Here is a 21,916-nt window from a genome sequence, read left to right on the forward strand (position 1 = left end):
CGACGGAAACGGTCCCGGCCACCGCCGAGCAGGCCGTGGACACCGCCGAAGCCGTCGAGGCCAAGCCCCGTCGGCGGACCCGCAAGGCCGCCGAGGCCGCCCCGGCCGCCGACACCGCGACCGAGGTCACCGAGGCCGCACCCCGTCGGCGCACCCGCAAGACCGCCGAGACCGCCGTCGAGACGGCCGAGGGCGTGACGGCGGAGGCCGAGGCCCCGTCCAAGCCGCGGCGCACCCGCAAGACGGCACAGGCGGCTCCCGCCGAGGACACCGAGGCCAAGCCGCGCCGCACCCGCAAGGCCACCGCGGCGACGGAAACGGTCCCGGCCACCGCCGAGCAGGCCGTGGACACCGCCGAAGCCGTCGAGGCCAAGCCCCGTCGGCGGACCCGCAAGGCCGCCGAGGCCGCCGTGGACGGTGTCGAGGTCGCCGAGGCCAAGCCGCGCCGTACCCGCAAGGCCGCCGAGGCCGCGATTCCCGCGCAGGCCGCCGATGAGGCCGAGGCCAAGCCCCGGCGCCGTACGCGGAAGGCCGTCGCCGCGGAGGCGGAGATTCCGGCGCAGGTGGAGGAGGCCGCCGAGGCCAAGCCCCGGCGCCGTACGCGCAAGGCCGCGGAGCCCGCGGAGGGCTGACCTCAGCGGTGAGCCACGGCTCTGATCGTCGATGGCCCGTCCCTGTCACGCACAGGGGCGGGCCATCGGCGTTCTCGGCTCCCGGTACTCTCACCCCCATGAGTCGTCCCCCCACCTTCACCCCGCCCCCCGGCGTCCGTGCGTACCGGCTCGCCACCGAGCGCGGGGAGTTCGCCGTGCTCGACGCGGACGCGGTGACGGCTCGGGTGAAGGGGACCGCCCTGCTGCTGCCCGGTTTCACCGGCAGCAAGGAGGACTTCATCGTCCTGCAGCCGCTCCTCGCGGCGGCCGGGTACCGTACCGTCGCCGTCGACGGGCGCGGGCAGTACGAGTCCCCCGGCCCCAGGGACGACGAGGCACCGTACGCGCAGGCCGAGTTGGCGCGGGACGTGATCGCGCAGGCGCAGGCCGTCGGGGCACCGGTGCATCTGCTCGGGCACTCCCTGGGCGGTCACATCGCCCGGGCCGCCGTCCTCCTCGACGCCTCCGCGTTCGTCTCGCTCACCCTGATGGCCTCCGGCCCGGCCCAGGTGTCCCTCCCCCAGCAGCAGCGCGTCAAGCTGCTGCACGACGCCCTCGCCGTGCTGGACATGGCCGGGGTCTGGGACGCCATCCAGGCCTTCGAACCGGTGGAGGACAGCGGCGCCGGCGACCTGGAGGAGGGGCTCTCCGACGGGGACGACCTGCGCCGCCGCTGGATCAGCAACAGTCCCGCCCAGCTCCTCGCCACGGGACGGCAGTTGTGCGAGGAACCCGACCGTGTGGCCGAACTCGCCGCCGTCGGCCTGCCCGTCCATGTGCTGTCCGGCGACCGCGACGACGCCTGGCCCGTCCCGCTGCTGGACGACATGGCGGCCCGACTCGGCGCCCACCGCACCGTCGTACCGCACGCGGAGCACTCCCCCAACACCGACCAACCCGAGGGGACGGCCCGCGCCCTCGCCGCCTTCTGGGACCGGCTCGCCTGAGACCCGGGCGTCGGACTCCCCGGCCGCGGCACTAGTACTGCGCCTGCAGGTGCTCCCAGAAGCCGTCGCGCAGGGCGCGGCGCAGGTCGGCCTGGCCGCGCAGCGAGTACTGCAGCAGGTTCTCCGCCTCCACCAGCAGGTCCTGGTCGACGGAGCCGGGCAGGTAGGGGTGGCCGGGCAGCAGTTCGGCCATCGACTCCCGGCCGCGCTCCGCGAGCCACTTGGCGGCGACCTGCGCACCCACGAACCGGACGTCCTCGCGGGTGGGGCGGGCCGTGGAGGACGGCTCGTAGGTCGCGGCCGTCCGGCGGCTCACGTAGGGCTTGAAGAAGTCGAGTTCCAGGGTGCGCTGGCTGTCGACCTCCCACAGCAGCGGTTCCGCCTGGTTGCGGCCCTCGGGCGCCTCGATGCCCCACAGGTGTACCCGGGCCCCGTACCCCTGTGCCGCCTCCACCGCCGACACCAGGTCCTCGTCGCCGCCGATGAGCGCCGCGTCGCTGATGGCGCGGTGCCGGGCGAGGGATTCGAGGTCGGTCCGGATCAGGGAGTCGACGCCCTTCTGCTGGTTGTTGGCGTTGAGGTTGCCGAGCCGCACCTTCACGTCCGGGAGTTCGGCGATGGACTGCTGTTCGGCGGTGTGGATGCGGCGTCTCGCGCCGTCGTACCAGTACACGCGCAGCAACCGGCTGTCCGCGAAGACCTGGCGCGCCTTGTCGATGAGGGCGTCGATCAACCCCTCGGCGTCGAGGTCGAAGGCCCGGCGGTCCTCGGTGCCGGCGATGAGCCGTCCTGCGGCCGCGTAGAGGTAGCCCGCGTCCACGAAGATCGCATGGGTCGAGGGCGTCTTCGCCACTTCGGCGAGCATGCGCTGGAGCAGCTCGTTCGTTCGGTCGATACGGGCGCCGAGCGCCGCCAGGTCGTCGTTCATATGTCTTCCATTCTCCCGGCGGTCACGCTGCGATCACAACCGATGCCGGCGTGTGCACCATGAACACAAAACGACCGTCGACTCGGTTGATTACCGGTCAGTAATTAGCGACTCGAAAAATTTCCTTAGCGTAGGGAATGTTTGTAACAAGCACCTCGTTGACTACTCACGTGGGCCGGGGCACAGACGCTCCGCGCTCCACTCACCAGTAGTTCTCCGCAGGAGGATGACCAGACGAAGGGAGAAGCCCATGCGCTTCGAAATCATGCGACTCGACGACGTCGACGGTACCCCCGTGGACACCACCGTCGTGGACGCCGCCTCCGTCAACCAGATCGTTCAGCAGGCCGCGGCCATCGGGCAGCGGCTGTGGATCCGCCCGGCCGACGCGCCGGCCTCATAACGGCTCGACGACACATACGCCGCACAACGGCGTGGACGACTTCGGAGCCCCGTACGGCATCGTGCCGTACGGGGCTCCGCGCGTATCGGGCCCGGCCGGGCGGTCAGCTTCCGTGGATGACCCGGGTGACCCCGTTGATGATCTGCTGCACGGCGATCGCGGAGAGCATCATGCCCGCGAGCCGGGTCACCAGGACCACCCCGCCGTCCTTGATGACGCGGATGATCAGCAGCGAGTAGCGCATGACCAGCCAGAGCACGACATGGATGGCGAGTATCGCCGTCCACACGGACACCTGGGTGCCCACGCTGTCCGCCTTCTGGACCGCGAGGATCACCGAGACGATCGCCCCCGGGCCCGCCAGCAGCGGCATGCCGAGCGGCACCAGCGCCACGTTGACGTCCTTGGTCTGCTTCGGCTCGTCCGTCTTGCCGGTCAGCAGGTCCAGGGCGATCAGAAGAAGCAGCAGCCCGCCCGCGATCATCAGCGCGGGCACGGAGACGTGCAGGTAGTTCAGGATCTGGTGGCCGAGCACACCGAACACGGCGATGACACCGCCGGCCACGCAGACGGCCTGGAACGCCATGCGCTTCTGCACCTTGGCAGGGCGGCCGGCGGTGAGCGCCAGGAAGATCGGGGTGATCCCGGGGGGATCCATGATCACGAACAGGGTCAGGAAGAGGGAACCGAAGACGGCGACGTCGAACATGGGTGCCTTGCGATGAGGTGCGGACGAGCATGCGGCGGCGGACGTCCCGCAGCCGCCGCGTGCCGTCGTCGTCCGGCAGGACGTACGACGGCGAGCGCGGCGGCGATCGCCGGATGCCGGAAGGGGGAAGGGGAAACGGGGAAAGGAGAGAGCTGCGAAAGGGTCAAGCGCCGCGGGGTCCGCCGGTGCCCGGGACCGGGAACGCGCCGGTGGCCCGCCGGATGATCTCCCCGTACACCTCCGGGTCGGTGGTGTACTCACCGAGCACGCACGTCTTGCGGCTGCCGTGGTAGTCGGAGGATCCGGTGACCAGCAGGCCCAGTTCGGCGGCGAGACCGCGCAGCCGGGCCCGGGTCGCCGGGTCGTGGTCCATGTGGTCGACCTCGATGCCGTCGAGCCCGGCGGCGGCGAGGTCGGCGATGGCGGACTCCGGAACGGTCCGGCCCCGCTTGGCGGCGGCCGGGTGCGCGAAGACGGTCACCCCGCCCGCGGCCTTGACCAGCCGGATCGCCTCGAAGGGGTCGGTCTCGTGCTTCTGCACGTACGCGCGCCCGCCGTCCGCCAGCCACTCGGGGCTGAACGCCTCGGAGACGCTGCCGACCACGCCGAGTTCCACCAGGGCGGAGGCGATGTGCGGCCGTCCCACCGAGCCGTCGCCGGCGATGCGGGCCACCTGCTCCCAGGTGATCGGCACGCCCAGCTCCCGCAGCTTGGCGATCATGGCGTGGGCGCGCGGCACCCGGTCGTCCCGAACCAGCTCGCGCTCGGCGAGCAGGTCGGGCTCCTCGGGATCGAAGAGGTAGGCCAGCATGTGCATGCTGATGCCGTCGTACCGGCAGGAGAGCTCCGCACCGGTGACCAGGGTCAGCCCCGCGGGCAGCGCCTCGATCGCCTCCGCGTGACCGCGGGTGGTGTCGTGGTCAGTGAGCGCGACGACGTCCAGTCCCGCGGCGGCGGCGCGCAGCACCAGCTCGGCCGGGGTGTCCGTACCGTCGGAGGCGGTGGAGTGGGTGTGCAGGTCGATGCGCACGACACGTACTCCAGGCGGTGACGGGACGGAAGGGGACGCTCAAGGATAACGGCAGTTCCGGAACCCCTGTCACACCCGCACGACCACTGCGCCCCCTACGACCCCCTCCCGCCGTCCGGCGGGCCGCGTCACGGCCGACCAGGCCGTGCGTCAGGGCCCGAGCATGCCGACATCACGCCGGAGCAGGCCGGGTCAGGGTCCACGACCGGCGGGCCGGTTTCACGGCTCGAGCAAACGGGGTGCCACGACCGACAGGCCGACGCCACGGCTCGAGCAGGCCGGACGCCAAGACCGGCAGGCCGACGCCACGGCTCGAGCAGGCCGGATACCAAGACCGACAGGCCGGCCTCACGGCTCGAGCAGGCGCGGCGACAACGCCCCGATCGGCAGGAGGTCGACCTCCGCCCCGGCGTCCCGCAGATCCGTCAGGACCATCTCGTCGTACATCAGCAGGCCCGACTGTTCCGGCCAGACGACGGCCCACAGCCACAGGCCGCGCGCCTCGCCCGCGAAGACCGCGCGGTCGCCCGGGGCACCCGAGACGTGCCACAGGGGGGTGGGGCGGCCGACGGCGAGCACCTTGGCCTGAGGCGGTTTCTCCACGTTCATGTACGGCCCGGGGTCCGGCCCGTCGATGCCCGCGTACCGCGCACCGAGCCCGACGCCCAGCTCCTCGGCGACCAGGATCAGCTCGCCCATGCCGCCGAGCGGTCCCGGGCCCGAGCAGGCCACGGCCGTGGCGCGGCCCCCGCTGCGGTCGTCGCCCGCGTAGGCCACCCCCGTGAACAGCCAGCCGACCGGCAGCGGCCACGGCATCCACACCGGCACCCGGGCGCGGTGCACCACGACGCTGAGGGCCTCGACGCTGGGCGGGATCACGGGCTGCAGCGGATGCACGGTGCCGTGGACATCGCACTGCCAGGAGTCGGCAAAGAGTCCCGGAGCCCTGACCCGGCCACCGCACTTCGGGCAACTGGGTTCGCCCCTCATAGGCCCCCACGGTCCTCCCCGTCCCGCGCCGCGTCAAGGACGATCACCCGTCCGGCGTGTGCCCCTCACGCCCGCTTCACCTGCGGAACTAGATGCTCCTTGCATTAATTAGCGGATCTAACTTAATATGTGTATACGCCAACCATTCCGATCCAGGACGTGCGAGGAGACACATGAGGAGCACCACAGGAGGAGAGCCCGCCACAGCAGCCGGAGCGGACCCGTTCGACGAGGGGGCCTTCGGCATCCTGCGGCAGCCGAAGGCCGTGTGGGCGACCGCCGGCGCGTCCGTCGTCGCGTTCATGGGCATCGGACTCGTCGACCCGATCCTGCCGTCCATCGCCAAGGGCCTGCAGGCCACACCGAGCCAGGTCTCCCTGCTGTTCACCTCCTACTTCCTGATCACCGCCGTCGCGATGCTGGTCACCGGCTTCGTCTCCAGCCGCATCGGCGGCCGCAAGACCCTGCTGCTCGGACTCGCCTTCGTCGTGGTCTTCGCGGCCCTCGCGGGCACCTCGGGCTCGGTCGCGCAACTCGTCGGCTTCCGGGCCGGCTGGGGCCTCGGCAACGCGCTCTTCGTGTCCACGGCCCTCGCCGTGATCGTCGGCGCCGCGGCCGGGGGCAGCGCGGCGGCCATCCTGCTCTACGAGTCCGCGCTCGGCCTCGGCATGGCGTGCGGCCCGCTGCTGGGCGCGCTGCTCGGGAACATCAGCTGGCGCTACCCGTTCTTCGGCACGGCCACGCTGATGGCGGTCGGCTTCCTGTGCATCACGGCGTTCCTGAAGGAGCAGCCGAGGCCCGCACGGAAGACCTCACTGCTGGACCCGATCAAGGCGCTGGGCCACCGCGGCCTCGCCTCCGCGGCGGTCTCGGCGTTCTTCTACAACTACACGTTCTTCACCGTGCTGGCCTTCACGCCGTTCGTGCTGAACATGACGCCTTACAAATCGGGTGCCGTGTTCTTCGCCTGGGGCGTGCTGCTCGCCGTGTTCTCGGTCATCGTGGCGCCGCGCATGCAGGAGCGGTTCGGGTCGCTGAAGGTACTCGGCGGTTCGCTGGTGCTGCTCGCGGCCGACGTGGCCGTGCTGGGCTACGGCGACCACACCACCGCGATCGTCTGCACGATCCTGTCCGGCGCGTTCATCGGCGTGAACAACACCGTCTACACCGAACTGGCCCTCGGCGTCTCGGACGCACCGCGCCCGGTGGCGAGCGCGGGCTACAACTTCGTGCGGTGGTTCGCGGCGGCTGCCGCCCCCTACCTCGCGCCGAAGATCGAGGAGTGGAGCGACATCCACATGCCGTTCGTGGCGGGAGCGCTCACGGCGCTTCTCGGGGCGGTCGTGGTCCTTCTGCGGCGCAGGGCGCTCACGCACGAGGCCGAGGAGCTGGAGACCCGGCACGCGGTCGAGGACGGTGTCACGGTCTTCGCCAAGTGACCGTTTCCGGCCGGGCGTTGGTGAGCTTGCTCACCTCCGGCGTCAGTCCAGCGGGACGGACCTGCGGGAGGGATCCCTCAGGTCCGTCCCGTTCGTCAGCCAGCGCTCCTGAAGGGCCGCTGCGCCGTGCACCCGCTTCCAGGCGGCCTCGTTCGGCGTCATTGGCAGCAGCGGCAGGAACCGCACGGGGTCGAGCGGCTCGTCCAGTTCCAGGTCCTCGACCAGGCCGCCGGGCTCGGCCACCAGGACCGAGGTGAACGGGGCGCCGGGCCACAGCGGTTCGCCCACCTCCAGCGCCGCGCCGGGGGCCACGACCACACCCTCGACCTGCGGGGACGCGGCGAGCACGGCGAGCGGGCGCAGCACCTTGTCGGTGTCGGCGAGGCCGCCGCGCACGGAGAGGACCAGCTCGGCGCGGGGTCCCTTGACGGGATCGGCGAGCAGCGCGGTGGGGTCCGCCATGGGCTGTGCGGACATGCCGAGGGTGGCGTAGCGGACGATGTCGCCCTCGTGGAAGCGGAGCACCTCGATGCGGTCCGTGCCCAGGAAGGTGACCGCCGCGCGCGCGTCCGGTTCGCCCAGCGCGGTGCGCAACCGGGCCTCGACCAGAGGAAGAACATCCACCATGCGGCGAGCATAGAACTCGTCAGCACCGGGCAAAGCAGCGCCTTGACACTTCTGTCGGCTGATACTCTTGGCCGGTGGTTTCGGGCAGCACGCAGTGGGGGTACGTCCCAGGCCCTTGAGGCACCGGGGAAGTCCCGTCAAGCCCGACGCCCATGAGACTCCCCTACGGGGGCACCCTCTAATCAGGGTATGGATCGTCCCTCACCAGGGACCGGCCGGAGGAGGTGGGGCTGTCATGGATCGAAGTCGACCGTGCAGTACCACCCGCTCTTCCGGCCGCTGACGCGGTTGTTCTGACTCCCGTCGGCTGTCACCTCTCGCATCTCGCGTTCGCGTCGCCACGGAAGAGCACTTCGTTTCGCTTTGCCTGATCTGTCTGATCTCAGTCAGTAGCTGAATCAGCAGCGAAGCCCGCCACCGTGACGGTGCGGTGCTCCCCGCTTTGTGGACGTGCCAAACCTCCGCAGCCAGGACGTCCCCATTCCGGGTAGTTCCACCCGTTTGTCGTGGCCTTTCGCTGCTCGTCGCGAAGGAGCCCTGCCATGTCGATGATCCGTGACCTGCGCGCCGTGGTCCGCCCGTCCCGCACCCCCCTGCGGAAGGACAGCGGCGCCTACGACACCACGCGTGACCCCGCGACGCCGTCCGCCGTCGTCGACTGCGCCGTCTACCGCGACGGCGTCCGCGTCCAGACGCAGCAGCCGCTGTCCCCGCACGAGGCGATGCGGCTGGTGCGGCGCGACGGAGGATTCGTGTGGATCGGGCTGCACGAGCCGACCGAGGCCGAATTCGCCGGTATCGCCCGCGAGTTCGGGCTGCACCCGCTGGCCGTCGAGGACGCGGTGCAGGCGCACCAGCGCCCCAAGCTGGAGCGGTACGACGACTCCCTCTTCACCGTCTTCAAGACGATCCACTACGTCGACCACGACCGGCTGACCGCCAACAGCGAGGTCGTCGAGACCGGCGAGGTGATGTGCTTCACCGGGCGGGACTTCTTCATCACCGTCCGGCACGGCGGCAAGGGCTCGCTCAGGACGCTGCGGCACCGGCTGCAGGACGAGCCCGAACTGCTCGCCAAGGGCCCCTCGGCGGTGCTGCACGCGATCGCCGACCACGTCGTCGACGGGTACATCGCGGTGGCGGACGCCCTGCAGGACGACATCGACGAGGTGGAGACCGAGGTGTTCTCGCCGGGCCGCAAGGGCACGCCTCGCGGCACGGACGCCGGCCGGATCTACCAACTCAAGCGCGAGGTGCTGGAGTTCAAGCGGGCGGTGGCACCGCTGCTGCGGCCCATGCAGTTGCTGAGCGAGCGGCCGATGCGGCTGATCGACCCGGACATCCAGAAGTACTTCCGTGACGTCGCCGACCACCTCGCCCGCGTCAACGAGCAGGTGCTGGGCTTCGACGAACTGCTGAACTCGATCCTCCAGGCCAACCTGGCGCAGGCGTCCGTGGCGCAGAACGAGGACATGCGGAAGATCACCGCCTGGGCGGCGATCATCGCCGTGCCGACGATGGTGTGCGGGGTGTACGGCATGAACTTCACGTACATGCCCGAGCTGCACTGGAAGTACGGCTACCCGGCGATCATGGGCATCACGGTGGGCATCTGTGTCGGCATCCACCGCATGCTGAAGCGGAACGGCTGGTTGTGAGGGCCGCACTAGGCTGGACGTATGACAAGCGAGCTGCTCGAGAAGGCCCTGGTCGAGGAGGCCACGAAGAAGTCCGGGCTGATCTGGGTCCAGGGCGCGGCACCGGCCGCCGGCGGTGCGCCCGCGCGTGCGCTGTGGCACGTGTGGCACGAGGGTGCGGCGTGCGTGGTGGGCGACGGACCCGGCGAGCAGCCGCTGCCCGGCCTGACCGACGGCGGCGACGCGGTGGTGACGGTGCGCAGCAAGGACAAGGGCGGCCGGATCGTCACCTGGCCGGCACGGGTGGTGGAGTTGGCGCCCGGGTCTCCCGAGTGGGAGGGCGCGGTCGCGGAGCTGAAGGGCAAGCGGCTGAACGCCCCCGACGGGGAGGAGATGCCGCAGCGGTGGCGCCGGGAGTGCCGGGTGCTCCGGCTGGAGCCCCGGGGGACGACGCTACCGCTGCCGTCCGACTCCCAGGCCGCACGCCCGGTCCCGACCTCGGCCACGACGCGCCGGCCGATCCCGGCGGGCCTGCCGCGACTGCTGCGCCGCAGGGGAAGGTAGCTGCGGGCGGTCGCGCCGCCGCCCGCTGCGGGCAGTCGTCCGGGGCTGCGCGGTCCGGCGCCCCGGTGTGCTCTCCCGCGGGCCCCGACGGCCCGGGAGGCACCCCCGGCGCCCACCCTCCCCGACGCATTCGGCTTCGCCCGACCAGGTGGGACCCCCATCGCCCCGGGGGTACCTCCCGGACCGTCACGGCACCGGGGGAGGTACGACGGCCCGCAGCTCAGGCGACCTGGTGCCGCAGCACACCCTAGGACGACGGCAGTTGCTTTCCGTAGTCCACCGTCTGCTCCTTCGGCGGCTCCGCCAAGGTGAAGTCCTTCCCCCATTCCGACAAGCGGAGCGTCCCCGCGTTGCCGGCGCGGACCAGGAGCAGGGGATACGGGCTTCCCTCCAGGGAGACGTCCAGGCTGCCGCCGGCGCCCTTGTCGCCGGCGATGCGGATCGTGCGGACGCCGCCCTGCTCGTGGTGGCCGTCGGTCGTCAGCGTGCCGTGCAGGGTGAGGAGCCCGTCCAGCAGGACGTCCTTGTCGGTGAAGCCGCTGAAGCGCTGGTAGGCCGGGTCCCCCGACGGCACCTTCACGTACTTCCCGTCCAGCTTGCCGGCCGCCGAGCCGTCGCCGCTCCCCGAGCCGTCCTGCCGGCTCCAGAACGCGGCGTCGGCCTTCAGGAACAGGTGCTCGCCGACCCGCAGCAGCCGGAACGTCCCGTTCTTGGAGGTGACCGACCCGCTGCCGCCGTCCCCCTTCAGCCGCATGTCCAGCGTGTACGTGCCGCCGCCGCTGACCACGGTGCCGGAGAGGTGGACCGACGACGCCGACTTGGCCGCCGTACGCGTCCGGCTCTGGATCTTGTCGGCGGACAGCTTGCCGACGCCGTTGGTCCCGGCGTCCGGGTCGCCGCCGCCGCATCCCGCGAGCCCCGCCCCCGTCACGACCAGCGCGCACATCGCGCGCACCAGCGCGGCCCTGCGGGTACGGCCCTGGGAAACAGCGGTCACAGGCGGGGCTACCTCTCATACGGGAGTCCTCATCGGCGTACCGCAGGGTACCGGTGCCCCGAAGGCCTTCCGGAGCCGGTCCATCCGCACCCCCCGCGAGGGCGTGGCGCACCGGGACGGGCTAGCCTGAAGCCCACGCGAGCGGACAAAACTGCAGGAAAAGGAGGCGCGGGCATGGCCGCGAGCGCCCCTCGGATCTTCGTTTCACACCTGGCCGGGATCGCCGTCTTCGATCCCACCGGCGACCAGGTGGGGCGCGTGCGCGATCTGGTCGTCATGTTGCGGGTGGGACGTCGCCCCCCGCGGCTGCTGGGCCTGGTCGTCGAACTCGCCACCCGCCGCCGCATCTTCCTGCCCATGACCCGGGTCACCGGCATCGAGTCCGGCCAGGTCATCACCACCGGCGTGCTCAACGTGCGCCGCTTCGAGCAGCGGCCCACCGAGCGGCTCGTCTTCGGGGAGCTGCTCGACCGGCACGTCACGCTCGTCGAGACGGGCGAGCAGGTCACCGTCCTCGACCTGTCCGTGCAGCAGTTGCCGGCCCGCCGGGACTGGGAGATCGACCGGGTCTTCGTACGCAAGGGGAAGGGCGGCGCGTTCCGGCGCAGCAAGGGCGAGACGCTGACGGTGGAGTGGTCGGCGGTCACCGGGTTCTCCCTGGAGGAGCACGGGCAGGGCGCCGAGAGCCTGCTGGCCACCTTCGAACAGCTCAGGCCCGCCGACCTCGCCAACGTCCTGCACCATCTGTCCCCCAAGCGCCGCGCGGAGGTCGCCGCAGCCCTCGACGACGACCGGCTCGCCGATGTCCTCGAAGAACTCCCCGAGGACGACCAGATCGAGATCCTCGGCAAGCTGAAGGAGGAGCGCGCCGCGGACGTCCTGGAGGCGATGGACCCGGACGACGCCGCCGACCTGCTCGCCGAGCTGCCGAAGGAGGAGCAGGAACGGCTGCTGAGCCTGATGCAGCCCGCGGACGCGGCCGACATGCGCCGTCTGATGGCGTACGAGGAGAGGACCGCGGGCGGTCTGATGACCACCGAACCGATCGTGCTGCGGCCCGACGCCACCGTCGCCGACGCGCTCGCCCGCGTCCGCAACCCCGACCTGTCCCCCGCGCTCGCCGCACAGGTGTACGTCTGCCGCCCTCCGGACGAGACGCCGACCGGCAAGTACCTGGGGACCGTCCACTTCCAGCGGCTGCTGCGGGACCCGCCGTACACGCTGGTCAGCTCGCTCGTCGACGACGACCTGCAGCCGCTCGCGCCGGACGCGCCGCTGCCCGTGGTGGCCGGGTTCTTCGCCACCTACGACATGGTCGCGGCGCCCGTCGTCGACGAGGCCGGCTCGCTGCTCGGCGCGGTGACCGTGGACGACGTACTGGACCACATGCTCCCCGACGACTGGCGCGAGACGGAGTTCGACCTGCACGAGGAGGGGGTCACCGATGGCACCTGACCGCGAGAAGCTCCCCTCCGGCGCGACCGCCGCCACCCGGCGCCTCAGGCTCGACCAGCCCATGCCCCGCCGGCGCTCCCGCCTCCTGCCCGAGTGGGACCCCGAGGCCTTCGGCCGCCTGTCCGAGCGCATCGCGCGCTTCCTGGGCACCGGGCGGTTCATCGTCTGGATGACCGGCGTCATCATCGTGTGGCTTGGCTGGAACATCACCGCCCCGGCCCACCTGCGCTGGGACCCGTACCCGTTCATCTTCCTGACCCTGGTGCTGTCGCTGCAGGCCTCCTACGCCGCCCCGCTGATCCTGCTCGCCCAGAACCGCCAGGACGACCGTGACCGGGTGAACCTGGAACAGGACCGCAAGCAGAACGAGCGGTCCATCGCGGACACCGAGTACCTGACCCGGGAGATCGCCGCGCTGCGCTCGGGCCTCGGCGAGGTCGCCACCCGGGACTGGATACGGTCCGAACTGCAGGACCTCATGAAGGAGCTGGAGGACCGGCGGCGCTCCGACGGGCATGTCGTGGTCCCGGCGGAACGGTCGCGCGGACGTGACGTAGACGACCACTGACGGGCTTACCGCGGCCGTCGTGCCGGGCCGTACCATCTCCTTATGGCTACGGAAGACGCGGTGCGCGAAGCGCTGGCGACGGTGAACGACCCCGAGATCCATCGGCCCATCACCGAGCTGGGGATGGTCAAATCGGTGGAGATCGGTGCGGACGGAGCGGTCGCGGTCACCGTGTACCTGACGGTCTCCGGCTGCCCGATGCGCGACACGATCACCCAGCGCGTGACCGAGGCCGTCTCGCGTGTCGAGGGCGTCACCCGCGTCGACGTCACGCTCGACGTGATGAGCGACGAGCAGCGCCGCGAGCTGGCGACCGCGCTGCGCGGCGGCCAGGCCGAGCGCGAGGTCCCCTTCGCCAAGCCGGGCTCCCTCACCCGGGTGTACGCGGTGGCCTCCGGCAAGGGCGGCGTCGGCAAGTCCTCGGTGACGGTGAACCTGGCGGCCGCGATGGCCGCCGACGGTCTGAAGGTCGGTGTCGTGGACGCCGACATCTACGGCCACAGCGTGCCGCGCATGCTGGGCGCCGACGGGCGCCCCACCCAGGTCGAGAACATGATCATGCCGCCGTCCGCGAACGGCGTGAAGGTCATCTCGATCGGCATGTTCACGCCGGGCAACGCCCCGGTCGTCTGGCGCGGCCCGATGCTGCACCGCGCGCTCCAGCAGTTCCTTGCGGACGTGTACTGGGGCGACCTCGACGTGCTGCTGCTCGACCTGCCGCCCGGCACCGGTGACATCGCCATCTCCGTGGCCCAGCTCATCCCGAACGCCGAGATCCTGGTCGTGACCACCCCGCAGCAGGCGGCCGCCGAGGTGGCCGAGCGGGCCGGCTCGATCGCCGTGCAGACCCACCAGAAGATCGTGGGCGTGGTGGAGAACATGTCCGGCCTGCCCTGCCCGCACTGCGGCGAGATGGTCGACGTCTTCGGCACGGGCGGCGGCCAGCTCGTCGCCGACGGCCTGACCCGCACGACCGGTGCCACGGTCCCGGTGCTGGGCTCCATCCCGATCGACGTCCGCCTGCGCGAGGGCGGCGACGAGGGCAAGCCGGTCGTCCTGACGGACCCGGACTCCCCGGCGGGCTCGGCCCTGCGTGCCATCGCGGGCAAGCTCGGTGGGCGGCAGCGGGGCCTTGCGGGGCTGTCGCTCGGGATCACGCCGAAGAACAAGTTCTAGGGCCGCTACGACCAGGGGGCGCCGTCGGTGTGACGGCGCCCCCTCGTCGTACGCCCGTAGGTCCGCGGGTCGTCGGTAGGTCGGTACGGCCGCGTCCGGCTAGGCGGCGTAGGCGGTGATGTCCTTGACCACGGCGAAACCGAGTCCGTACGCGCTCATGCCTCTGCCGTACGCGCCGACATGCACCCCGGCCTCCGTGGAGCCGGCGAGCACCCAGCCGAACTCGGACTCCCGGTAGTGGAAGGACGTCGGCACGCCGTCCACCGGCAGGGACAGCGTCGACCAGGCCGGACCGGTCAGGTCGTCCGCGAGGACCCACGCCGTCTCCGTCTGCTGGTCCAGCCAGTCGTCGCGCAGGGTGTGGTCCAACTGGCCCGGCCAGGTGAACGACAGCAGCCCCACGCCCGCCAGCCACGCCGCGGACGAGACCGACGTGGCCTCCAGCACACCGGTGCCGTCCGGGCTGCGCCGTACCGGGTTCGCGGCGACGGTGACCACGACCGCGAACCGTTCCTTGTCCTCGGTCGCCTCGTTGCGCACGGAGGGCTCGTCCCCGTGTCCGATGGACCCGTGTTCCACGGTCCCGTCCGCCGCGGTGCCCACCTGCATCAGCCAGCGCGGCCCCGTGAACGCCTCGTCGAGGCCGTACCACGGGAAGGGTGCCCGGAGGTAGCCGTCGACCGTGCGGCGGGCGAAGGGGAGCTGTTGTCCGCCCTCCGCGGCCGACGCCTGCGCGTCCACCCGACTCGTCGTCTCCATCTGCCCGGACGCCTCCTCGCTCTCGTCGGACCCGAGCGGCCCGCCCCCCACGGGCGTCCTCGCTCACAAACGGTCCGCACAACAACTGGGCAGCATAGCCACAGCACTCCGAACAGCAGGGAAACGCCCGGCGCGTACCACCCCGTGTGCGGCGCAATACGGCCGTACGCACGCCGATGGGCGTATGACCTGCGTCACGTCACCCGGGTCCGGCGGGTACCGGGCCCGGTGTGGCGCGTACGGCTCAGGTGGCGTCCGCGTCGAAGGGCGGGCGCTCGTCGGGGTCGGGGCTCGCGGCCTTCTTCGTCATGTCGACGGTGCCGCCGGTGGAAGAGGAGGACACCGGCGAGGAGGACGAGGACGACGACTCGACGTCGCGGACCGCGTCCGCGACCTCGACCATCTCCTTCTTCAGGTCGAAGCCGTTGCGGATCTCCTTGAGCCCCAGGTCGTCGTTGTCCAGGTGCTTGCGGATGAACGTCTTGGGGTTGAGGTCCTCGAACTCGAAGTCCTTGAATTCGGGACCCAGTTCCTCGCGGATGTCCTGCTTGGCGCTCTCCGAGAACTCGCGGATCTTGCGGATCGTGCGCGCGACGTCCTGGATCACCTTGGGGAGCTTGTCCGGACCGAAGACGAGCACGGCGATGACCACGAGCGTGACCAGCTCGAGCGGTCCTATGTCATTGAACACCTGAAGCTCCTTGCGATGTCCTCGGTCCTCGGCCCTCGGTGGTCTGTGCGGGTCTTCCGTGGTCCGGGCCGGGTCCACGGTACCCGGCGGCCCTGTCGTACCGGTACTGTCCCGGCGCACCGGCCGCGTCCGCGCGGCGGGTTTTCCGGGTTGTTTGCCTTGCGGGGCGGATTCCGTCCCGTGTTCGCGGGGTTCGCGTCAGGTACCGTCCGCCGAGCCGAGGACGAGCGTGATCCTCCGTTCGGAGTCGCCGCGGACCACGGTCAGCTCCAGCCGGTCGCCGGGGCGGTGGGCCCGCGTCCTGATGATCAGCTCCTCCCCCGAGTGGACGCGCACGCCGTCGACCTCCGTGATGACGTCGCCCGGCTTGATGCCGGCCTTGTCGCCGGCGCCGCCCGTGGTGACGGCGGGGCCGCCGTCGGTGCCCTTTGCGCCGACACGGGCGCCGTCTCCGGTGTAGTTCATGTCGAGCGTGACGCCGATCACCGGGTGGGTGGCCCGGCCGGTGTTGATCAGCTCCTCGGCGACGCGCTTGGCCTGGTTGACCGGGATGGCGAAGCCGAGCCCGATGGAACCGGCCTGACCGCTCTGGTCGGAGCCGCTGCCGGCCGATCGGATGGCGGAGTTGATGCCGACGACACGCCCCTTGCCGTCGAGGAGCGGGCCGCCGGAGTTGCCGGGGTTGATCGGGGCGTCGGTCTGCAGGGCGTCGACATACGACACGTCGCTGCCGTCACCCTCCTCGCCGCCGGCGGTGACGGGCCGCTCCTTGGCGCTGATGATGCCGGAGGTGACGGTGCCGGACAGATCGAAGGGCGCGCCGATGGCGACGACGGGGTCGCCCACCTGGACGTTGTCGGAGTTGCCGAGGGGCAGGGGGGTGAGACCGCGGACGCCGGTGACCTTGACGACGGCGAGGTCGTAGCCGGTGTCGTGGCCGACGACGGTGGCCTTGGCGCTCTCGCCGCCGTTGAACGTCACCGTTATCTCGCCGCCGTCTCCGGCGGGTCGGACGACGTGGTTGTTGGTAAGGATGTGTCCGCGCCCGTCGAGGACGAAGCCGGTGCCGGTGCCCTCCTCGCCGGCGCCCTTGACGTGCAGGGTGACGACGCTGGGCAGCGCCCGCGCCGCGATCCCGGCGACGCTGTCCGGGGACCGCCCCTCGGGCTCCTTCCCGGCCTGCGGCAGCCGCACCTCCCCGACGCCGCCGTCCCGTTCCCACGCGGCGCCGACGACACCGCCGGCCACACCGGACACGAGCGCGATCAGCACACCGGTGAGAACGAGCGCCTTGCGGCCGCGCCGCCGCCGCTGCTCCTCGCCGAGCACGGCGGCGCCCGTCTGCTGGAAGGGGGCCCGGGGCGCCCAGGGGTCGTAGTGCCCCCAGGGGGAAGGGGTCGAGGGGGCGCCGCCGGGGTCGGCGGGGCCGCCCGGCACCGGCGCGGCCGGGGGCGTGGGGGCGCTCTGCGGGGCGGCGCCGTGCGGGGGCGTCAGCGCCGGGTGCTGGACCGGCGGCGCGGGCGCCCACGGGCCCGGTTCGCCGTAGGGCGGGGTGTTGTAAGGGTCCGGGTCGTGAAGGGGCTTGACGCGACCGTCCGGGGCGCCGGAGGCGTCGTCGGCCTGCCCAGGGGCGAAGCTCCCGGCGGAACCTGACCGCACGACACCCGCGGCGGCCGGACGCTCCAGCTCGAAGTCGCCGTCCCCGTCGGCCTTCCGGGTCTCGGCGACGACACCGGCCCCGTCCCCGGGCCCCGCCGCGACCGGCCGCTCCCACTCGAAATCACCGGTCCCGTCGACCTCCTGGGGCCTCGCGACGACTCCGGCCTCGGACCCCGCGACGACTCCGGCCCCGGACTCAGCGGCGACTCCGGCCCCGGACTCAGCGGCGACAGCGGCACCATCGGCGGCGTCCGCCACAACGGGCCGCTCCCACTCGAAGTCGCCCCCGGTGCCGGCCCCGCCCCGCGGGCGTGCCCCCGCAGGGGCGGGAAGCTCGAAGTCGCCGGCCTCTCCTCCCGGCGCCGTGCCCCCGCTCATCGACCCCTCTGCCTCGGGCGCCGCCTCGGGCTCGCTCGCCCCCCGCTCCGTTCCCCCCGCAGGGACCGGCTTCCCCTCGTTCATGGTCTCCCCACACCCGGCCGGCGGCACGGAGGTCGCCGTTGGACTGTCGATTCCACGCCCGGAACCGCTGGCGCGGGCGCGGGCACCATGGATTCAACCAGGTTCCCCGCGTGGCCGCGCAGCCGCTCAGCGGCCGGGGTCCGCGGAGGACGAGGGCGTGGGGGACGTGGTCGGGAGCGGGACGGCCAGCAGGCCGGGAGCCGTCGGCACGGGTGCGGTCGGCAGCATGAACGGGCCGGTCTCGGTGAGCGGGCGTATGAGCGGGGACATCACGGCCGCCCCGGCCAGCACCGGAGCGGTCAGCGCACGGATCTCCGCCACGTCCCGGACGCCGGGAGCGTGCACTCCGGGCAGCAGCGGCGCCGCGGCCTCCGTGGGCGCGACGGGCGCCCGGTCCAGGGCGCGCCGGCCGGGCAGCGCTCCGGAGGAACGCCGCCGCTGCGCCTCGGACGGCGTGACACCGCCGGTGCCCGGTGAGCGCAGCGGGGTCACGTTGCTCCCGGCTCCCGAACCGCCGCGCGCCTCCACGCCCGTGTCACCGGCCACTCCGGACACGCCGCCGAGTGCGAGCGCGGCCAGCGACACGGCGCCCGCGGCGGCGAACGCGAACCGTCGCCCGCGGGACGCCGACCGCTCGCCCTCCTGCCGGCCGACGGGATGGATACGGAAGCCGCGGTCCCCGGTGACGGTCCGGTCCTCGGAGGGCGCGAGCGCCGCGGCATGCGGCCCCGTCGGGACATAGCCGAAGGGCTCGCCCCTCAGTCCGAAGACGCCGAGTCGCGAGGACGGCCCCGCGGTGCCCTGCGGCCTTCTGCCGAGTCCTCCCCCGCCGAGCGGCGTACCACCGCCGTCGACGTCACCTCCCGTGGGCAGGCCCTGGAGCCGGGCCAGGAAGCTCTCGGAGGGAGGCGGCGGGGCCGCCTCCGCGAAGACGTTCTTCAGCCGGCGCTGGGCGTCGGCCTCGGCCTTGCACTTGGCGCACGTCGCCAGATGGGCCAGTACGCGCTCGCGCATCTCATGACCGAGCTCTCCGTCCACGAGGGCGGAGAGACGGTCTCCCAGGTGCTGCTCTGCCGGTGTGGGGCGACGGGATCCACTCACGCGGTCGCGCCCCCTCCCCCCAGCGCGGGCACTCGGGGCACGAACGAACGGCGCTCGGCCGCGCGGGCCTGGGGCGACCGGTGCGCGAGCGCCTTGCGCAGCTGCGAGCGGCCGCGGTGGATCCGGGAGCGCACCGTGCCGAGCTTGACGCCCAGGGTCGCGGCGATCTCCTCGTAGGACAGTCCTTCGATGTCGCACAGGACGACGGCCGCCCGGAACTCGGGCGCGAGCGTGTCCAGCGCCTGCTGGACGTCCGCGTCGAAGTGCGCGTCGTGCAGGACCTGTTGCGGCGTCGGCTCGCGGCTGGCCAGGCGCTCCGCGGCGTCCTCGCCGAGCGCGTCGAAGCGGATGCGCTGCTTGCGGCGGACCATGTCCAGGAACAGGTTCGTGGTGATGCGGTGCAGCCAGCCCTCGAAGGTGCCGGGCGTGTACGTCGACAGGGAGCGGAAGACCCGTACGAAGACCTCCTGGGTGAGGTCCTCGGCGTCGTGCTGGTTTCCGGTCAGGCGGTAGGCCAGCCGGTAGACCCGGCCACTGTGGGTGCTGACGATCTCCTCCCAGGTGGGCGGAGCCCACGCCTGCGCGTCCGCGTCGGTGGCGAAGGTCGCGATGTGCGCGGTGTCGGCAGCGTGGTGGTTGTCAGCGATGTCGGTCACGGATTTCGGCTCACCCGCCGACCCGAGAAGGCGCCGTAGCACCCCTCCCCGATCCACAGGCGCAGCCGCACCTCCCCTGTCGGCTCTGGTGGTGTCCAGTGGAGCCCCTACCATAGCCACCTCGCCCGTTAGCTCCGGATAAGCGGTTTTACGAGAATTTGATGCGCGCTGATACGGCTGCGTCAGCACTTGCTCGGCACCCAGGTCCACGCGTCTTCCCCGGTCCTTCCCCGCGCCCTCTTCCCCCCTCCTCAACGCCCGGTCCCATCTGCGGGTTCCCGCCGTCAACGGATACAGTCACGCCCAAGCAATCACGGGGACAGGAGAGGGTCATTACCGGCAACCGGCAGACGAGCTGGGCGTTCGCCGACGCCTATGTCGCCGAGGACGACGCGCTGCGCTGGGCACGGGAACGGGCCCGTGAGGCAGGGCTGCGCTCGGTGTCGCCCGGCGCGGGCGCCGCGCTGCGGTTGCTCGCCGCCACCGTGGACGCCAAGGCGGTGGCGGAGATCGGGACGGGATGCGGTGTCTCCGGGATCCACCTGCTGCACGGCATGCGGCCGGACGGGGTGCTGACCACGGTGGACCCCGAGCCGGAGCACCAGCAGTTCGCCCGCCAGGCCTTCCGCGCCGCCGGCTTCGCCAGCAACCGGGCCCGCTTCATCCCGGGCCGCGCCCTGGACGTCCTGCCGCGCCTGGCGGACGCCGGTTATGACCTCGTCTTCTGCGACGGCGACCGGCTCGAGGTGCTCGACTACCTCGCTGAATCGTTGCGTCTGCTGCGTCCCGGCGGGCTCGTCGTGTTCGAGGGCGCCTTCGCCAACGGCCGCACGGTCGGCTCGGGGCCGCAGCCCACCGAGGTGCTGCGGCTGCGGGAGCTGCTGCGCACGGTGCGCGAGAGCCCGGATCTGGTGCCCTCGCTGCTCCCCGTGGGGGACGGGCTGTTGTGCGCGGTCAGGCGGTGAGCACGGAGGCGGGGGCGGGAAGGGTCGGCCCCGTCCATGGAATCACCCGCGGGAAGCCCCCTGGAAAACAGCGGTCCCCGGCACCGCGTACGATGCCGGGGCAGCTGAAATCCGGGGTCTGTCGCGTCAGCCGACGACCTTCTTGAGGGCGTCGCCGAGTGCGTCGGCCTCGTCCGGGGTCAGCTCGACGACGAGCCGACCGCCGCCTTCGAGCGGAACGCGCATGACGATGCCCCGCCCCTCCTTGGTCACCTCGAGCGGGCCGTCGCCCGTCCGCGGCTTCATGGCCGCCATGCTCGTTCCCCTTCCTGAAACCAGCTCATCGTCAGCCGACGGCCCCTTGAAGGGCACGCGATCCTTCACAGGACACGCGACACCGGCATCGAACACATTGCTTCCAGGCCATTATCCCGCATCTCATGACCCGATGACCAACATCAGTCGGCATCGCTTGGGCAACACGCGCGAGCAAAACCACTCAATTCGGCGATGTGGCTGTGATACTTCGCCCTCGCACGCACATCCGCCGACCGGATGCGGTCGGGAATTCTTTGACGCAGGTCACACGTACGGTCCGTTCCACGGACGGTGATCTCGGCCATGCTGTCCTTCGGACGCGGGCGTACCGACCGGTAGGCCCGAGGCGCGACACCGGAGGGGACCACCATGGCCGACACCGTGCTCTACGAGGTGAGCGACGGGCTCGCGACGATCACGCTGAACCGTCCCGAGGCGATGAACGCGCTGAACATCGCGACCAAGGTCGCCCTCCGCGACGCGGTGCGCTCCGCGGCGGACGACGGCTCCGTCCGCGCGATCCTGCTCACCGCCGCCGGGGACCGGGCGTTCTGTGTGGGGCAGGACCTCAAGGAGCACATCGGGCTGCTGGCCTCCGACCGGGAGACCGGCTCGGGCCACACCATGAGCACGGTCCGGGAGCACTACAACCCGATCGTCCGGGCGCTGGTGAGTGCGCCCAAGCCGGTGGTGGCCGCGGTGAACGGGGTGGCGGCCGGAGCCGGCTTCGGATTCGCGCTGGCCGCGGACTACCGGATCGTGTCGGGCACGGCGTCCTTCAACACGTCGTTCGCGGGGGTGGCGCTGACGGCCGACTCGGGCGTCTCCTGGACGCTGCCCCGTGTGGTCGGTCCCGGGCGCGCCACCGACCTGCTGCTCTTCCCCCGGAGCATCGGCGCCCAGGAGGCGCTGGAGCTGGGCATCGCGAACCGGGTCGTCCCCGCGGACGAGCTGCGGGCCGAGGCGGAGAAGGTGGCCGTGGCGCTCGCCGGGGGGCCGACGGTGGCGTACGCGGCGATCAAGGAGGCGGTGGCGTACGGCCTGACCCACTCCTTGGAGGAGACCCTGGAGAAGGAGGACGAGTTGCAGACGCGGGCGGGCTCGTCCGAGGACCACGCGATCGCGGTGCAGGCGTTCGTGAACAAGGAGCGGCCGAAGTACCTGGGCCGGTAGGGGCGGCCGGGCGCCGCCCCGGTGGGCTGC

Annotated in this window: 22 protein-coding genes and 1 pseudogene; 11 read left to right on the forward strand and 12 right to left on the reverse strand. The window is 71.9% G+C overall.

Annotation, left to right across the window (positions count from 1 at the left end; all coding sequences use genetic code 11):
- Positions 1–632: pseudogene (locus ACZ4SW_RS25245) on the forward strand (DEAD/DEAH box helicase); the annotation flags it as partial.
- Between the two features lie 98 nt (positions 633–730).
- Complete coding sequence (locus ACZ4SW_RS25250; protein WP_468250010.1) at positions 731–1,600, forward strand: alpha/beta fold hydrolase; 870 nt, start codon at positions 731–733, stop codon at positions 1,598–1,600.
- Between the two features lie 31 nt (positions 1,601–1,631).
- Here ACZ4SW_RS25250 and ACZ4SW_RS25255 read toward each other — a convergent pair whose 3' ends face one another.
- The gene (locus ACZ4SW_RS25255) at positions 1,632–2,528 is read right to left on the reverse strand and encodes an NYN domain-containing protein (RefSeq protein WP_468250013.1); all 897 of its coding nucleotides are present in this window, start codon (positions 2,526–2,528) and stop codon (positions 1,632–1,634) included.
- A gap of 250 nt (positions 2,529–2,778) precedes the next feature.
- On the opposite strand from ACZ4SW_RS25255, the gene ACZ4SW_RS25260 reads away from it, so the two are divergent.
- Positions 2,779–2,931 (forward strand): hypothetical protein, encoded by a 153-nt coding sequence (locus ACZ4SW_RS25260; RefSeq protein WP_468250016.1) that lies wholly within the window; start codon positions 2,779–2,781, stop codon positions 2,929–2,931.
- Between the two features lie 103 nt (positions 2,932–3,034).
- Here the strand turns inward: ACZ4SW_RS25260 and ACZ4SW_RS25265 are convergent, their stop codons facing one another.
- From ACZ4SW_RS25265 to ACZ4SW_RS25275, 3 genes are all read right to left on the reverse strand, one after another.
- Entirely contained in the window at positions 3,035–3,640 is a 606-nt protein-coding gene (locus ACZ4SW_RS25265; protein ID WP_468250020.1) for a MarC family protein, read from the reverse strand.
- Between the two features lie 163 nt (positions 3,641–3,803).
- Positions 3,804–4,670: a PHP domain-containing protein gene (locus ACZ4SW_RS25270; RefSeq protein ID WP_468250022.1), complete on the reverse strand. Its 867-nt coding sequence runs from the start codon at positions 4,668–4,670 to the stop codon at positions 3,804–3,806.
- A gap of 348 nt (positions 4,671–5,018) precedes the next feature.
- Positions 5,019–5,660, reverse strand: a complete 642-nt coding sequence (locus ACZ4SW_RS25275; protein WP_468250025.1) for a DUF6758 family protein — start codon at positions 5,658–5,660, stop codon at positions 5,019–5,021.
- Between the two features lie 173 nt (positions 5,661–5,833).
- Here ACZ4SW_RS25275 and ACZ4SW_RS25280 point away from each other — a divergent pair, with 173 nt between their 5' ends.
- Entirely contained in the window at positions 5,834–7,099 is a 1,266-nt protein-coding gene (locus tag ACZ4SW_RS25280) for an MFS transporter (protein ID WP_468250028.1), read from the forward strand.
- A 42-nt stretch (positions 7,100–7,141) separates the two neighbouring features.
- Here the strand turns inward: ACZ4SW_RS25280 and ACZ4SW_RS25285 are convergent, their stop codons facing one another.
- Positions 7,142–7,726, reverse strand: a complete 585-nt coding sequence (locus tag ACZ4SW_RS25285) for a suppressor of fused domain protein (RefSeq protein ID WP_468250030.1) — start codon at positions 7,724–7,726, stop codon at positions 7,142–7,144.
- Between the two features lie 542 nt (positions 7,727–8,268).
- On the opposite strand from ACZ4SW_RS25285, the gene ACZ4SW_RS25290 reads away from it, so the two are divergent.
- Both ACZ4SW_RS25290 and ACZ4SW_RS25295 read left to right on the forward strand, forming a co-directional pair.
- Positions 8,269–9,384 (forward strand): magnesium and cobalt transport protein CorA, encoded by a 1,116-nt coding sequence (locus ACZ4SW_RS25290; protein ID WP_468250034.1) that lies wholly within the window; start codon positions 8,269–8,271, stop codon positions 9,382–9,384.
- A gap of 21 nt (positions 9,385–9,405) precedes the next feature.
- The gene (locus tag ACZ4SW_RS25295) at positions 9,406–9,927 is read left to right on the forward strand and encodes a hypothetical protein (RefSeq protein WP_468250037.1); all 522 of its coding nucleotides are present in this window, start codon (positions 9,406–9,408) and stop codon (positions 9,925–9,927) included.
- 247 nt (positions 9,928–10,174) lie between these two features.
- On the opposite strand, the gene ACZ4SW_RS25300 is transcribed toward ACZ4SW_RS25295, so the two are convergent.
- Positions 10,175–10,924, reverse strand: coding sequence for a hypothetical protein (locus tag ACZ4SW_RS25300; protein ID WP_468250041.1), 750 nt, complete (start codon positions 10,922–10,924; stop codon positions 10,175–10,177).
- Between the two features lie 174 nt (positions 10,925–11,098).
- Between ACZ4SW_RS25300 and ACZ4SW_RS25305 the strand changes: the two genes are divergently transcribed.
- From ACZ4SW_RS25305 to ACZ4SW_RS25315, 3 genes are read left to right on the forward strand one after another with little or no spacing between them, the layout of a single operon-like run.
- Complete coding sequence (locus ACZ4SW_RS25305; protein ID WP_468250044.1) at positions 11,099–12,379, forward strand: magnesium transporter MgtE N-terminal domain-containing protein; 1,281 nt, start codon at positions 11,099–11,101, stop codon at positions 12,377–12,379.
- Positions 12,369–12,947 carry a DUF1003 domain-containing protein gene (locus ACZ4SW_RS25310; RefSeq protein WP_468250047.1) on the forward strand — a complete coding sequence of 193 codons (579 nt, stop codon included), beginning with the start codon at positions 12,369–12,371 and terminating at the stop codon, positions 12,945–12,947. Before ACZ4SW_RS25305 ends, ACZ4SW_RS25310 begins: the two co-directional genes overlap by 11 nt.
- Positions 12,948–12,989: 42 nt before the next feature.
- The gene (locus ACZ4SW_RS25315; protein ID WP_468250051.1) at positions 12,990–14,123 is read left to right on the forward strand and encodes an Mrp/NBP35 family ATP-binding protein; all 1,134 of its coding nucleotides are present in this window, start codon (positions 12,990–12,992) and stop codon (positions 14,121–14,123) included.
- Positions 14,124–14,222: 99 nt separating this feature from the next.
- Here ACZ4SW_RS25315 and ACZ4SW_RS25320 read toward each other — a convergent pair whose 3' ends face one another.
- The 5 genes from ACZ4SW_RS25320 to sigE form a co-directional block, all read right to left on the reverse strand.
- Entirely contained in the window at positions 14,223–14,882 is a 660-nt protein-coding gene (locus ACZ4SW_RS25320; RefSeq protein WP_468250053.1) for a hypothetical protein, read from the reverse strand.
- A 244-nt stretch (positions 14,883–15,126) separates the two neighbouring features.
- Positions 15,127–15,573, reverse strand: a complete 447-nt coding sequence (locus tag ACZ4SW_RS25325) for a sec-independent translocase (protein ID WP_468250057.1) — start codon at positions 15,571–15,573, stop codon at positions 15,127–15,129.
- A gap of 198 nt (positions 15,574–15,771) precedes the next feature.
- Complete coding sequence (locus ACZ4SW_RS25330; RefSeq protein WP_468250060.1) at positions 15,772–17,610, reverse strand: S1C family serine protease; 1,839 nt, start codon at positions 17,608–17,610, stop codon at positions 15,772–15,774.
- A 210-nt stretch (positions 17,611–17,820) separates the two neighbouring features.
- On the reverse strand, positions 17,821–18,795 hold the full coding sequence (locus ACZ4SW_RS25335; RefSeq protein ID WP_468250063.1) for an anti-sigma factor family protein: 975 nt from the start codon (positions 18,793–18,795) through the stop codon (positions 17,821–17,823).
- Positions 18,792–19,493, reverse strand: coding sequence for an RNA polymerase sigma factor SigE (gene sigE / locus ACZ4SW_RS25340; protein ID WP_468250066.1), 702 nt, complete (start codon positions 19,491–19,493; stop codon positions 18,792–18,794). The genes ACZ4SW_RS25335 and sigE overlap by 4 nt, the downstream gene beginning before the upstream one ends.
- Before the next feature lie 224 nt (positions 19,494–19,717).
- On the opposite strand from sigE, the gene ACZ4SW_RS25345 reads away from it, so the two are divergent.
- Positions 19,718–20,416 carry an O-methyltransferase gene (locus tag ACZ4SW_RS25345; protein ID WP_468250257.1) on the forward strand — a complete coding sequence of 233 codons (699 nt, stop codon included), beginning with the start codon at positions 19,718–19,720 and terminating at the stop codon, positions 20,414–20,416.
- Between the two features lie 126 nt (positions 20,417–20,542).
- Here ACZ4SW_RS25345 and ACZ4SW_RS25350 read toward each other — a convergent pair whose 3' ends face one another.
- Positions 20,543–20,710, reverse strand: a complete 168-nt coding sequence (locus ACZ4SW_RS25350; RefSeq protein WP_003966491.1) for a DUF3117 domain-containing protein — start codon at positions 20,708–20,710, stop codon at positions 20,543–20,545.
- A 372-nt stretch (positions 20,711–21,082) separates the two neighbouring features.
- Between ACZ4SW_RS25350 and chcB the strand changes: the two genes are divergently transcribed.
- Positions 21,083–21,886 (forward strand): 2-cyclohexenylcarbonyl CoA isomerase, encoded by an 804-nt coding sequence (gene chcB / locus ACZ4SW_RS25355; RefSeq protein WP_468250068.1) that lies wholly within the window; start codon positions 21,083–21,085, stop codon positions 21,884–21,886.
- Positions 21,887–21,916 lie beyond the last annotated feature (30 nt).

The sequence above is a fragment of the Streptomyces sp. NPDC028331 genome, from assembly GCF_055565775.1.

What these genes read in the sequence shown, in the direction of transcription:
- ACZ4SW_RS25250 (WP_468250010.1), top strand. Translation starts at nt 731, where the DNA reads ATGAGTCGTCCCCCCACCTTCACCCCGCCCCCCGGCGTCCGTGCGTAC.
- ACZ4SW_RS25265 (WP_468250020.1), bottom strand. Translation starts at nt 3,640, where the DNA reads ATGTTCGACGTCGCCGTCTTCGGTTCCCTCTTCCTGACCCTGTTCGTG.
- ACZ4SW_RS25330 (WP_468250060.1), bottom strand. Translation starts at nt 17,610, where the DNA reads ATGAGCGGGGGCACGGCGCCGGGAGGAGAGGCCGGCGACTTCGAGCTT.
- ACZ4SW_RS25315 (WP_468250051.1), top strand. Translation starts at nt 12,990, where the DNA reads ATGGCTACGGAAGACGCGGTGCGCGAAGCGCTGGCGACGGTGAACGAC.
- chcB (WP_468250068.1), top strand. Translation starts at nt 21,083, where the DNA reads ATGGCCGACACCGTGCTCTACGAGGTGAGCGACGGGCTCGCGACGATC.
- ACZ4SW_RS25320 (WP_468250053.1), bottom strand. Translation starts at nt 14,882, where the DNA reads ATGGAGACGACGAGTCGGGTGGACGCGCAGGCGTCGGCCGCGGAGGGC.
- ACZ4SW_RS25305 (WP_468250044.1), top strand. Translation starts at nt 11,099, where the DNA reads ATGGCCGCGAGCGCCCCTCGGATCTTCGTTTCACACCTGGCCGGGATC.
- ACZ4SW_RS25260 (WP_468250016.1), top strand. Translation starts at nt 2,779, where the DNA reads ATGCGCTTCGAAATCATGCGACTCGACGACGTCGACGGTACCCCCGTG.
- ACZ4SW_RS25290 (WP_468250034.1), top strand. Translation starts at nt 8,269, where the DNA reads ATGTCGATGATCCGTGACCTGCGCGCCGTGGTCCGCCCGTCCCGCACC.
- ACZ4SW_RS25285 (WP_468250030.1), bottom strand. Translation starts at nt 7,726, where the DNA reads ATGGTGGATGTTCTTCCTCTGGTCGAGGCCCGGTTGCGCACCGCGCTG.
- ACZ4SW_RS25310 (WP_468250047.1), top strand. Translation starts at nt 12,369, where the DNA reads ATGGCACCTGACCGCGAGAAGCTCCCCTCCGGCGCGACCGCCGCCACC.
- ACZ4SW_RS25255 (WP_468250013.1), bottom strand. Translation starts at nt 2,528, where the DNA reads ATGAACGACGACCTGGCGGCGCTCGGCGCCCGTATCGACCGAACGAAC.
- ACZ4SW_RS25275 (WP_468250025.1), bottom strand. Translation starts at nt 5,660, where the DNA reads ATGAGGGGCGAACCCAGTTGCCCGAAGTGCGGTGGCCGGGTCAGGGCT.
- ACZ4SW_RS25295 (WP_468250037.1), top strand. Translation starts at nt 9,406, where the DNA reads ATGACAAGCGAGCTGCTCGAGAAGGCCCTGGTCGAGGAGGCCACGAAG.
- ACZ4SW_RS25280 (WP_468250028.1), top strand. Translation starts at nt 5,834, where the DNA reads ATGAGGAGCACCACAGGAGGAGAGCCCGCCACAGCAGCCGGAGCGGAC.
- ACZ4SW_RS25350 (WP_003966491.1), bottom strand. Translation starts at nt 20,710, where the DNA reads ATGGCGGCCATGAAGCCGCGGACGGGCGACGGCCCGCTCGAGGTGACC.